Genomic DNA, 12568 nt, shown 5'->3' on the forward strand with positions numbered 1-12568 from the left:
TTCGGTCAGCTCCTCACGAGGGTGGCGGCGGCGGGCGCCGGGACGCGCTCCGCGAGCGGGACCACGGGCGGGATCGACTCGGGCGGCTCCCCCAGCAGCACCCGGCGTACGACGCGCTCGGCGGCCCGCCCGTCGTCGAACTGGCAGAAGCGCTCCCGGAACGCGGCGCGCAGAGCGGCGGCGGACTCGTCCGCCCAGGTGCCGTCGCGGAACACGGCCGCCAACTCCCCGGGCGTACGGGCGACCCGGCCCGGCGGAAGCCGCATCAGGTCGAAGCAGACGCCCCGGGTCTCCCGGTAGACGTCCCAGTCGTCGGCGTACACGACGATCGGCCGGTCCAGGTTGGCGTAGTCGAACATGATCGACGAGTAGTCGGTGATCAGCGCGTCCGCGGCCAGGCACACGTCCTCCGACGAGCGGTGCCCGGTGACGTCGATGATCCGCCCGCCGCCCCGGCTCGCCCCCTGGTCGTAGAAGTAGTGGGCGCGCAGCAGGACCACGTAGTCGTCGCCGATCGCCTCGCAGAACTCCGCCAGGTCCAGGCCCGGCGCGAAGCCGGTGGCGTAATCGCGGTGCGTGGGCGCGTAGAGCAGGGCCTTCTTGCCCTCGGGGACGCCCAGCTCGCGACGCACGCGCGCGACGTCGTCGGCGGACGCCGTGTAATAGACGTCGTTGCGCGGATAGCCGTACTCGAGGATCTCGTGCGCCCCGGGGAACGCCCGCTCCCACGTCTGGGTGGAGTGCCGGTTGGAGGTGAGGTTGTAGTCCCAGCGGTCGATCCGGGCCAGCAGCCCGGCGAAGCTCCCGGTCGCCGCGGCCACCACGGGATACGTCGCCTGGTCGGTGCCCATCCTCTTCAGCGGGGTGCCGTGCTGGGTCTGGAGGTGCACGCTGCCGGGGCGCTTGACGACGGCGTCCGCGAAGTTGGCGTTGTTGACGAGGTACTTGGCGCGCGCCAGCACCTCCCAATACTTCCGGCTGCCGACCACCGCGTACTCCACGCCCTTCGGCATGCTGTCCACCGCGTCCGGCTCCACCAGGAACACCGAGCGCAGGTGCGGGGCGAGCTCGCGGGCCCTGGCGTGGATCGCGGCCGGGTTGCAGGCGTAGCCGCGGCCCCAGTACGCGCAGTACACGACCAGGTTCCGGTCGAGGGGACGGCGCAGGTGCACCGCGTACCACAGCCGGGTGCGCAGCCCCCGGGGCCGGGGGAGCAGCGCGGCGGCCCGCAGCGCCCCGCGGTTGGCGGCCCGCAGCGTGCGGAACGCCGTGTAGGAGCCGGCCGCCAGCAGCCGGTGCTGGACGCCGAGGCTGCCGCCGGGCGGCCGGTAGCCGGCCGGGCGGTGCCGCCGGTACAGCCCGCTCGCCCGGTGGAAGAAGGCCCGGTGTCCGGCCGGCAGCCGCCGGGGACGGGCGGCCGTCTTCAGCACGGCGGCGAAGAGCTGCTCGAACAGCGGCTTCAGCCGCTCCGGCGCCAGCCCCTGTTCCCCGGCCCGCGTCAGCACCAGCTCGGCCTGGTCGAGCAGCTCGGCGTGGTGTTTCCCGGGCAGGCCCAGCCGGTTGCCCTGGCGGCGCAGCAGGTGCCGTACGACGACCGAGCGCAGGACCGCCACCCGCTCCGCCCGCAGGGCGACCAGCCCACCGAACCCGACGTCGGTGAAGTGGTCCCCGGGGAAGGTGAAGTCCTGCTCGGTGAGGAAGGCCCTGCGGTACACCGCGCTCCACGCGGGCAGGGCCACGCCCGTCAGCCGTGGGGCCCGGTCGGGGGAGAAGGCCCCGTCCGGCGCGTCGGCCAGCAGCGGTGCGGCCGGGTTGCCGGGCTCGCCCTCCCACCACGGGACGCGCTCGTGCTCGACGTACAGGACGTCCACGTCGCCGGTGTCGCCCAGCCGGGCGTCCAGCGCCGCCAGTGCCCCCGGGACCAGGACGTCGTCGCCGTCGAGGAACAGCACATGCCCGCCGACCGCCGCCCGCAGCCCGGCGTTGCGCGCCCCGGCCAGACCCGCCGACGGCGGGGAGTCCACCGGCGTCACCCGGGAGTCCCGCTCCGCGTACCCGGCGACGACGTCCGCCGCGGGTGAGCCGGGTGCGTCGCACACCGGGATCAGCTCGAAGTCGCCGAAGGACTGGGCGAGGACCGAGTCCAGTGCCAGGGACAGCCGGCCTGCGACCCCATGGGACGGGACGACGATGCTGAAGCGGGGCATTCTGCTCTTTCTGTCGGGTTCTGCGGAAGCGGGGTCGCTGTCAGGCGCCGCCACGGCGTCCCGGCCGTCCCGACGGGCGCCAGGCGGGCGGCCGGCTGGGTGTCGGCCGCGACGGGCTGGAGGGCATGCGGGCTCCCCAAGCTGCGGAACGTGTTCAGAGGCGGTCGGCGACGGACGCGGGACCGGCCGGCTGCGGCACCGTGGTGAGCGGCAGGCGCGCCAGCGAGGCCGCCGCCGACGGCACCGGACAGCGGGCGTCGAGCGGCAGGACCGGCGGCAGCTCCGACTCTCCGAGGACGACCCGGCGTACCACCCGCTCGGCGGCCCGGCCGTCGTCGTACGTGCAGAACCGCTCGCGGAACGCCGCACGCAGCTGCGTCGAGCGGGAGCCGCGCCAGTGGCCGGTGGCGAAGATGTCGATCAGCTCGTCCTCGCCGCGCGCGACCGCGCCCGGCGGGAAGGACCGCAGGTCGAAGTAGGTGCCGCGAGCCGCGTCGTACGCCTCCCAGTCGTCGGCGAGGACCACGATCGGCCGGTCCAGGTTGGCGTAGTCGAACATCAGCGACGAGTAGTCCGTGACCAGGGCGTCCGAGGCCAGGCACAGCGCCTCCACGCGCGGGTGGTCGCTGACGTCGACGACCCTGCCGCAGGTGCTGGTCAGCGGGGCCCCGTAGGAGTGGTGGGCGCGGGCCAGCACGACGAAGCGTGGGCCCAGGCGGCGCACGATCCGCTGGAGGTCGAGGCAGTGGCGCTGGGACCGGCGGTAGTCGCGGTGGGTCGGCGCGTACAGGATCGCCACCGTCCCCTCGGGGATGCTGAGCGAGGCACGCAGCCGGGTCACGTCGGCCGCGGTCGCCGTGCGGAACACGTCGTTGCGGGGGTAGCCGTACTCGAGCGTGGTGTAGCGGCCGGGGTGGACCCGCTCGTGGGTCAGCGTGGTGTGGCGGTTGGCGGACAGGACGTAGTCCCACTGGTCAACGCCCTTGAGCAGCCGCGCGAAGTCCCTGCCGCGGGCTGCCGCCGGGCGCTCCTGGAGGTCCAGGCCGATGTGGCCCAGCGGGGTGCCGTGTCCGGTCTGGATCAGGACCTGGCCCCGGCGCTTGGCCAGCCGGTGGTCGAAGTCGGTGTTGCTGACCAGGTACCGGGAGCGGGCGAGCGCCGTCCAGTAGGCGGCCGTGCCGGGGACGATGCGGCGCGGGCCCGGCGGCGTCGCGTGATGGTGCTCGGGACGGGCGATCCACGCCGTGCGGATGTGCGGGGCGAGATCGCGGAACGCGGACTCCAGCGCGCCCGGGTTGCAGCTGTGGCCGCGGCCGTCGTAGGCGGCGAAGACGGCCCGGTCGGCGCGCAGCGGCAGACAGCGCTGGAGGTGGTAGTGCACCCCGAGCACGGCGGACCTGAGCTCCCGCAGCAGCCGCCCGGCCGACCGGGCCGCCCCTCGGTGCAGGGCCGAGGCCAGCCGGAGCGTGCGGTAGGTGCGGTGCAGGCCGAAGCGGATCAGGGTGTGGTGCACCCGGGCGCGCAGGGGGAGCGGGGCGCCCGGGGTGCGGTAGCGGCGGTAGTGGCCGCGGGCCCGGCGCAGGAAGTCCGCGTGCGAACCGCGGGGCAGCCGGTCCCGCCGGGAGTACACGATCGCCAGGTGATGAACCATGCGGCGGAACAGCGCCGGTCGCCACCTGGCCAGTTCGGGGCGCTCGTCGAGGTACGCGAAGAGCCGGTCGTACTGCTCGAAGACGTCGAAGTGCCGCTCGCTGGTGGTGCGCAGGATGCTGCCCTGCCGGCGCTGCCGGTAGTGCACGCAGACCCGGTCCAGGGTCGCGATCGACTCCGCGGTCATCAGCACCGGGTACGTCCACGGTGTGTCCTCGTAGTACCCCGGCGGGAAGGCGAAGCCATTCCGCTCGACGAAGTCCCGCCGGTAGGCCTTGTTCCAGGCGACCATCAGCAGCCGCAGCAGCCCCGGCCGGTCCTCCAGACGGAACGGCGCCGGGCCCTGCTCGGTGAGGTGGAGGGCCGCCTGGTTGCGGACCGCCTCGCCCGTCCAGTGGGTGCGCGCGTAGTCGAAGACCAGGACGTCCGGATCGCCCGTCTCCTTCAGCCGGTCCGTGATCGACCGCAGCGCGTCGGGCGTGAGGGTGTCGTCACTGTCGAGGAACAGCAGGTAGTCGCCGCTCGCGTGCGCGGCACCGGCGTTGCGGGCGGGGCCGAGGCCGACGTTCTCCGGCAGGTGGACGGCCCGGACCCGTGCGTCGCGGGCGGCGAACTCGTCGATGATCGCGCCGCACGCGTCCGGCGAGCAGTCGTCGACGACGATCAGTTCCAGATCGGGACACGATTGGGAGAGCACCGATTCGAGGCACTCGTGCAGGTACGCCTGAACCTGGTACGCGGGGACAATGACACTGAACCTGGGCAAGAGGCCATCCATCGGTCGGCACGGGCGTTCGGCCCGGGAACGGCCGGCGAGGCGACTTGGTTACGGTGGCTACGGCATCCGGGGGAACCCGGACGGGACGGACCGCTGTCGGCCCGCCCCGCCAATCGCCTTGTGGTAATGGCTACTTCACGGCTCCGGCCATCACACCGGACACGAACTGCCGCTGGAACGCGAAGAAGACGGCCAGCGGAATCACCATCGAGATGAACGCGCCGGGTGCCAGCACGTCGATGTTGTTGCCGAACTGCCGTACCTGCGTCTGGAGTGCCACGGTGATCGGCTGGCTCCCGGAGTCCGAGAAGATCAGCGCGACCAGCAGGTCGTTCCACACCCACAGGAACTGGAAGATGCCGAGGGCGGCGATCGCCGGGCCGCCTAGGGGCATCACGACGCGGAGGAACAGCCGCAGTTCACCCGCTCCGTCCAGTCGGGCCGCCTCCAGCAGCTCTCTCGGGATCTCCGCGAAGAAGTTCCGCAGCAGGAACACCGCGAACGGCAGTCCGAAGCCGACGTGGAAGAGCACCACACCGAGCACGGAGCCGAAGATGCCGATCTTGCCGAAGAGTTCGGCGATCGGGATCAGCGCGACCTGCACGGGCACGACCAACAGGCCGACGACGGCGAGGAACCACCAGTCCCGGCCCGGGAACTCCATCCAGGCGAAGGCGTAGCCCGCCAGCGAGCCGATGACCACGACCAGCAGCGTCGCCGGCACGGTGATCCACACCGTGTTCAGCAGCGAGTTGGTGATGTCCTCGTTCTCCAGCAGCTTCCGGTAGCTGTCGAAGGTGATCTGCGAGGGCTCGGTGAACACCTTCCACCAGCCGCTCGCCGCGATGTCCTCCGGCGAGCGCAGGCTGGACAGCAGCAGGCCGATCGTCGGCACCAGCCAGAACAGCCCGACGACGATGAGGAACACCCGCACGAGCCCACCGCTGACCCCCTCGACCAGCCTGGACCCCAGCTGCTTGGCCTTCATCGCCGCCCCTCCCGCCGCAGCCGCCGTACGTTGAACCACATCACCGGGATCACGAGCAGCAGCAGGAACACCGAGATGGCGCTGGCGATGCCCGGCTGGTCCTCGGAGAAGCCCTTGCGGTACAGCTCCAGGGCGAGGACGTTCGCGTCGTCCTGGGAGGAGCCGGGGGCGATGATGAAGACCAGGTCGAAGATCTTCAGCACGTTGATCATCAGGGTGACGGTGACGACCGCGAGGACCGGCGCCAGCAAGGGCACCGTGACCCGTCTGAACACCTGCCATTCCGACGCTCCGTCGACCCGGGCCGCCTCCAGCAGTTCCCGCGGCACCCCCGCGAGCCCCGCCGCGATCAGCACCATCGCGAAGCCCGCCCACATCCAGATGTACGAGCCGATGATGGACGGGGTGACCAGGGCCGGGCCGAGCCAGTCCAGGCCGTTGTACGGCTCCTTGAAGTTGCTCGCCGGGAGCCGGAGCAGGGCCCCGTCGGCCGAGGCGGGGAGCGTGAAGGTGCCGTCGCCGGCGGCCGTCGCCGACGCCACGACCCTGCCGTCCTTCACGGCCTCGACCTTCATGCCCGCATAGCCCAGTTCGGCGGCGTCGACCTCGCCCAGCCTGCCCACGCCCTTGCCGCGGGTGAAGTCCTGCCAGGTCGTGCCGGTGATCTTGTCCGGCTCGGGCTTCGCCGCCACGGCGGACTTCGCGTCGTCGGGCATCAGGTCGGGAGCCACACCCACCAGGGGCAGCGAGACGGTCTCGCCCGTCCGCACGGGCGACTTGGTGATGAACGCGCCGCCGCCGGCCGGCTCCAGGGGCGACTTCCGGCCCGGGTGGGCCTTCGGGAACTCCGACGACGGGGCGAAGGTGTCGTGCACGCCCACCCACACCGCGTTCGCCACGCCCTTGTCCGGGTCCTGGTCGTACACCAGGCGGAAGATGATGCCCGCCGCCAGCATGGAGATCGCCATCGGCATGAAGACGACCAGCTTGAAGGCGGTGCCCCAACGCACCCGTTCGGTCAGCACCGCGAAGATCAGGCCGAGCGCCGTCGCCACCGTGGGCGCGAACACCACCCAGATGATGTTGTTCTTCAGCGCGGTGCGGATGCCCTCGTCGGTGAAGAGGGCCTTGTAGTTGTCTATTCCGGCGAAGCCGTCGCCGGACTGGTCGTAGAAGCTGCGCACGACCGAGTACCCGATCGGGTAGACCACGAGCGCGCCGAGCAGGACGAGCGCGGGCAGCAGGAACAGCGCCGCGACGGTCCTGCGGGTGCCGGTCACACTCTTGCGCGACTTGGGAGCGGCAGGGGGCTCGGTGCCCCCTGCCGCCGTGGCCGACGTCATGACGTCAGTTCCCGTAGGCCGCGGCCGCTTCGGCCTCCAGCTTCGCCTGGGTGCCCGCGATGTCCTTCGGGTTCTTCAGGAAGTCCTGGAGGATCTTCCACTCGCCCTTGCCGGGCGTACCGCCGAAGGCCTGCGGGGCCTGGTCGGACATGTCGAAGCGGAAGTCGTCACCGGCGTCGATGAGCGCCTTGGCGATCTTCTGCTGCACCGCGTTCGGGTACGCGGAGTTCGGCACGTTCTTGTTCGGCGACAGATAGCCGCCCAGCTTGGCCTGGATCGTCGCCGCGTCCGGGGAGGCGAGCCAGGTGGCCAGGGCCTGGGACCCCTTCGAGTCCTTCAGGATCACGGCCGCGTCGCCGCCCGAGACCACCGGGCCCTGGTCACCCACGGCCGGGAAGGGGAACACCTTCGCGTCCGTACCGATCTTCATGCTCTTGGGGACGTTGACCTGCGCGAAGTCACCCGCGGCGACCATGGCCGCCTTGGGCTGGTCCCCGCCGGTGAAGACCTGCGTGACGGAGGTCGGGAAGTCGGTCTGCAACGCCCCCTTCGCCCCGCCCGCGATCCAGTCGGGCTTGCCCCAGACCTGCGCGAGGGTGGTCAGCGCCTTCTTCACGGACGGGTCCGTCCACTTGATCTCGTGCTTGGCCAGCTGGTCGTACTTCTCCGGGCCGGCCTGGGAGAGGTAGACGTTCTCGAACCAGTCGGTCAGGGTCCAGCCCTCGGCCGCGCCGATGGAGAACGGGGTGACGCCGGAGTCGAAGACCGTCTGCGCGGTGCCCAGCAGGTCCGGCCAGGTCTCGGGCTCACTGGCCCCCGCGTTCTCGAAGACCTGGTTGTTGTACCAGATCAGGGACTTGTTGGCGGCCTTGTAGTACACGCCGTACGGCTTGCCGCCCACCTTGCCGATGTCCTGCCAGCCCTGCGAGTAGTTCTCGCCGAGCTCCTTGACGGCGTCGGAGCCCAGCTGCTTGGCCCAGCCCTTGTCGACGGCCTGCTTGATGGCGCCGGGCTGCGGCAGCATCGCGATGTCCGGCGGCTGCCCGCCGGCCACCTTCGAGCCGATGAAGTTGATGATCGGGTCCTGCGCGGGCACGAACGTCACCTTGGCGCCCGTGCGCTTCTCGAACTCCTGCAGGACCTTCTTGAAGTTGGCCTGTTCGGTGCCGGTCCACACGGCGGCGACCTCCAGGTTCGTCCCGTCCAGTTTCGGCAGGGTGACCTGGTCGGTGGCCTCCTCGGTGGTGGCCGAGCTTTTGGTGTTGTTGTCGTCGGAGCCTCCGCAGGCGGTGAGCGAGAGCGCGAGCGCTCCCGCGGCGACGGCGGCGGCTGCCCTGGTGGCTCTGCGGCTCTGGGGGGTCGCCTGGTTTCGCGGCGGCGACCAGAGTGTGCGGATGGTGCTCGTCATACGCATGACTGCCCCGTTCTTCGTTCCCTCGTCGAACGTCGAGCGCGCTCCCGTGCGATCTGGTCTACGCCGGGTGTGCGGGGGCGGCAAGATGGCGTCGGCTGTCAAGCGGGGGATCGTGACCCCGTCGTGACCAGGGCGCTCGTCCCCGGCCGACGGACGGGGTCGGCATCCGGCCAGTGCCACGGAACCGTGCCACGGACCAGTGCTACAGAAGTGACGGCACCTTCGCCGCCGCGACCTCCCGTGCCGCCCTTTCCAGCGCGCTGGCCAACAGTGCCAGGTCGGTCGGGCCGTTTCCCAGCTCCCGCACCGGACGCCGGGCCGGAGGGTCACCCATGCGGTGCCATTCGAGGGGCACGACCGTGGGGCGCAGGGTCGCCGTCCGGGGGATGCGCCCGGTGACGCGCCCGCCCTGGAACGGGGTGCTCCGCCCGTCAGCCTGCTCCAGGCGTCCACGGCCCGGGGCGGGCTCGTCGGGACCCGGCACCGGAGCTTCGAGGGTCACGCGCAGGGTGGCCCGGCGGGCCGGTTCCGTCTCCGCCGTACGGGCGCACGGGCCGGTGGCCGCCACCATGTGGACGCCCAGCCGCTCGCCCTCCCGGGCCACGGCCTCCAGCGCGCGCATCACCGACCCGGCCGCGGGCCGTCCGGTCGAACCGAGCGCCGGGGACACCAGCGCGTCCAGATCGTCGACGACCACGACGAGCCGGGGCAGCGGCGGCGCCGCGTCCGTCTGCCGCCGGGCCGCTCCGGGCCGCAGCCGCACGGTCGAACTGGACGCGGAGTCGAGGTCACCGGCCCCCGAGGCGGCGCCGGTCCCGGGGGCGGTCCCGGCCTGGGCGCCGCCCCGGGCCGTCGCCGTGCGCTGCGTGACCATCCGGCCGGACAGCTCGCGCCCGGTGTGCCACTCGGCGAAGTCGGACCGCCCGAGCAGCTCGGCGCGCCGCTTCAGCTCGGCGCTGAGCGACTGCGCGAACTCCCGCATCCGGACCGGGTCGTGGGCCGTGAGGTAGGTGGTGACATGCGGTACGTCCGTACACACGCGCAGTCCGTCGCCCGGCCCGCCGCCCGCGCCGGGGCCGCCCCGGCCGTCGACCAGCACGACGCCCAGGCGGTCCGGCCGCTCGGCGGCGGCCAGGGACGCGACGACCGCCCGCAGCAGTTCCGTACGGCCGCTGCCCGGCGGGCCCTCGATCAGCAGATGCGGTCCCTGGTGCGCGAGGTCCGCGGAGACCGGCCCGCGCGGCCCGGCACCCAGCACCGCACGCACGCGCCCGCCCAGCGCCTCGGCATCGTCGGCGGCGTCCGCCCAGCGGGCCATCAGCGACGCCGGGGTGGCCCGGGCCAGGCCCAGCTCGTCCAGCAGCCGGGCAGCCTGGGGCAGCGGTGCGGAGACACGCGGCTGCCGCTCGCTCGTCGCGCCGTCCGTACGCAGCGGCGCCAGCGCCCGCGCGAACCGCTCGGCCCAGGCGGGGGAGACGGCGTCGACGGTGGCTATGGTGCCGTGACCCACGGGCCCGGCCGGTGCGGAACCGCCGCCGGCCCGGGCCACGCGCATCAGCCGCAGTGCCGTCGCCACGTCCCCGCTGAGCAGCGCGACCGCACCGCACTGCCGGAACGTCGGCGACGCCGAGCAGGCGGCCTCGTACGTCTCCGTCACCGGCGAGGCCGGGGAGGCGGCGGCCGCCTCGGCCAGGCAGACGACGTGGATCCCGGCCCGGGGACCCTCCAGCGCGAGCCGTGCCACGGCCTCGCGCAGGTCGGCGCCACCGGGGTCGCCGTCCACGACCACGACGGTGTACGGGCCGGGGAAGCCGTCCGCCGCGTCCGTGCCGGGGACGTCCTTGGCCCAGGAGGGGCGGCGGGCCGCCGCCCCGGAGTGGGCCTGGAGCGGCTCGCTGCCGGGGGGCAGGGGAACGGTGGTGTTCGAGCCGTGGAGCGGCGGGGCGCTGGTGGCGCGGGTGCCGGACCCTGAGTGCTGGGGCCGGAAGGCACTGCCGCTCTGGGCGTCCGCCAGCGGGCCGTCGCTCCCGTGGGCGTGCGGGCCCGGAGCACCGGCCGGTGGGACGCCGGTGGCTGTGGTGCCAGTGGCCGGGGCGTCGCCCCGGGCGCCGCTGACCGGCGCTCCTGTCGGCCGGCCACCGCCCCCTGCCGCGCTGTGCCCCGCCCCCGCGTCGGCCAGCTGGTCGTCCAGGCGGCGCAGGAGCTCGTCGGTGCGGGCCGCGGCCTGTTCACGGTCGTGGGCGAGGAGCAGCCGGCAGTCCTGGCCGTGCCCGGGACGCACATGCGGCAGCCAGCCCAGCCAGGACCACTCGGCGGTGCGCTCCTCCAGGGAGCGGGAGCGGTCCGCGGCGATCAGGACGATCTCCAGCGTGTCGGGGGAGTGCAGTGCGGCGAGCTGCGCCAGCACGGCACGGGCCAGCCCGGCGAGCCGTCCTCGCGGTCCGGCCAGCCCCAGCGCACCGACCTCGAGCAGCCCGGCGGTCACCGGCACCGCGGGCAGCAGGCCCGAGCCGTCCGGCGCCGCACGGTCGGCCGTACCGAGGCGCACCGCGAGTGCTTCCGGGTGGCCCGGTCCGCGCTCCCAGAGCCGGGAGCCCGGCCCCAGCGCCGTCAGCAGCAGCGCGGCCGGGTCGGGCCAGGTCTCCGGCGCCGCCGACGCCACGGCCGGCCGCTCCGTCGTGACCCCGGCCGGTTCGCCCTCGTACGTCTCGCGCGCGGGATCCGGGCCCTGCTCGCCGCGCCCTCCGGCCAACCGCCGTGCCCAGGCCCCCAGACCGCCCCGCCTGCGCGTGCCCGGCGGTACGTCGGTGCCCCGGAGGGGCGTGCCCTTGCGTCCGCTCTCCGCACCGGGAGCGAGGCTGTCCGCCGCCCCGGCGCGCCGACCTGAGCCGTCCGCGTCCCCGTCGTCGAACGCGCCTATCCCGGAGCGTCCCGAGTGGGTGTCCCCGGCGCCGAGCCCGGAGCGCGCCGCCCCGGGATGCCGGGGAGCGCTCGTGACGCCGTCGGGGGAGTCCGCGTAGGGCGATTCCCCGGCGGCACCACGCTGCCGGGGAGGGCGCACCCAGCTCTCCGGCGACAGCGCGGGCGTCCCTTCACGGGGCCCTGGGCGCGGTCCTTCGGGAGCGCCGGGACGCGGGGAGCCCGCGGCCGCGTCGACGGAGCCCGGGCCGCCCTGGCCCGGCGTCACGTCCGGCCCGCGCCGCCCGCCCTCGCCGGCCCCCGGCCACGAAGCCTCCGCGGCCGCCGGCCCGCCTGTGCTCTCGACCCGGGGTGCCCCGCCCTGCCCGGGAACCACGGCCGGGTCGCCGGCGCCGCGCCCCGCGGGCCCCTGCGTGCCCCAGGCCACCGAGCCGTACGTCTGACGGGTGGGCCCGGAAGGACCGGCAGGGGCCGCCGGGTCCGGCACGCGCGCGTCCGGCCCCGGGCCGCCGACGGGCCCCGGCACGCGCACGTGCCCCTCTCCGTCCGGCGTCGTCTCCACCCGGCCGCCGGGTCCTCCGGGGGGAGCCAGCCGCAGGGCCGACTCGCCGATCCGCAGCAGCGCCCCGGGCGCGAAACGGACCTGGCGGCCACCCACACGGGTGCCGTCCAGCGTGGTGCCGTTCGTGGAGTCCAGGTCGGCGACCGAGACGCGGCCGTCGGCGCTCACCGTCACCGCGCAGTGCAGCCGCGAGACATCCGGGTCGTCCAGCGGTACGTCGGCGTCGGCGGAGCGGCCGATGCGGATCTCCCCGCCGTGCAGCAGATGCACCCCGCCGGCGTCGGGACCGGCGACCACCTGGAGCTGGGCCGGGGCGTCCGCCAGCTCCGGATGCGGCTCAGGCTCGCCCGGCGCGCCCACGGAGAGCACGGCGCCGTCGGTCAGCGGGGGCTCGCCGAGCGTGCACCGCTGGGCGTCCAGCCGCTGCTCGCCGGCGTACAGCACGGGGGTGCCCGAGCCGTCGCCGCCGGAGACCACCTGCGCGAGTGCCGAGGCCACCGCCGCGAGCGCCGTGCCGGCGGGCGCCGTGACCAGCACGTCGCTGCGTGGGGCGGCGTCCCGCCCCGGCACCGACGGGCCCAGTGGGTCTACGACGGTCAGCCGGATCTGCATCGCCGTCAGCGGTCCCTTCTGCTCAGGCGCGGAGTCCCCCACCCCGCCCCAGCATGTCGGCCAGTACTGCAGGCATCCTCGCACCTGCCACTGAC

The 12568-nt window shown here is 73.9% G+C and carries 6 protein-coding genes; all 6 read right to left on the bottom strand.

Annotated features, from left to right (window positions below; all coding sequences use genetic code 11):
• Positions 1 to 5: 5 nt before the first annotated feature.
• The 6 genes from ABZ016_RS28995 to ABZ016_RS29020 all read right to left on the bottom strand — a co-directional run bounded on the left by ABZ016_RS28995 (position 6) and on the right by ABZ016_RS29020 (position 12473).
• The gene (locus ABZ016_RS28995; protein WP_356919644.1) at positions 6 to 2207 is read right to left on the bottom strand and encodes a CDP-glycerol glycerophosphotransferase family protein; all 2202 of its coding nucleotides are present in this window, start codon (positions 2205 to 2207) and stop codon (positions 6 to 8) included.
• A gap of 154 nt (positions 2208 to 2361) precedes the next feature.
• The gene (locus ABZ016_RS29000) at positions 2362 to 4623 is read right to left on the bottom strand and encodes a bifunctional glycosyltransferase family 2 protein/CDP-glycerol:glycerophosphate glycerophosphotransferase (protein ID WP_356919645.1); all 2262 of its coding nucleotides are present in this window, start codon (positions 4621 to 4623) and stop codon (positions 2362 to 2364) included.
• Between the two features lie 142 nt (positions 4624 to 4765).
• Positions 4766 to 5623: a carbohydrate ABC transporter permease gene (locus ABZ016_RS29005; RefSeq protein ID WP_356919646.1), complete on the bottom strand. Its 858-nt coding sequence runs from the start codon at positions 5621 to 5623 to the stop codon at positions 4766 to 4768.
• Positions 5620 to 6966 carry a sugar ABC transporter permease gene (locus tag ABZ016_RS29010; RefSeq protein WP_356919647.1) on the bottom strand — a complete coding sequence of 449 codons (1347 nt, stop codon included), beginning with the start codon at positions 6964 to 6966 and terminating at the stop codon, positions 5620 to 5622. Before ABZ016_RS29010 ends, ABZ016_RS29005 begins: the two co-directional genes overlap by 4 nt.
• A 4-nt stretch (positions 6967 to 6970) precedes the next feature.
• Positions 6971 to 8374: an ABC transporter substrate-binding protein gene (locus tag ABZ016_RS29015; protein ID WP_356919648.1), complete on the bottom strand. Its 1404-nt coding sequence runs from the start codon at positions 8372 to 8374 to the stop codon at positions 6971 to 6973.
• Between the two features lie 208 nt (positions 8375 to 8582).
• Entirely contained in the window at positions 8583 to 12473 is a 3891-nt protein-coding gene (locus tag ABZ016_RS29020) for an FHA domain-containing protein (protein ID WP_356919718.1), read from the bottom strand.
• Positions 12474 to 12568 lie beyond the last annotated feature (95 nt).

Source organism: Streptomyces sp. NPDC006372, from assembly GCF_040612515.1.
GTDB lineage: Bacteria > Actinomycetota > Actinomycetes > Streptomycetales > Streptomycetaceae > Streptomyces.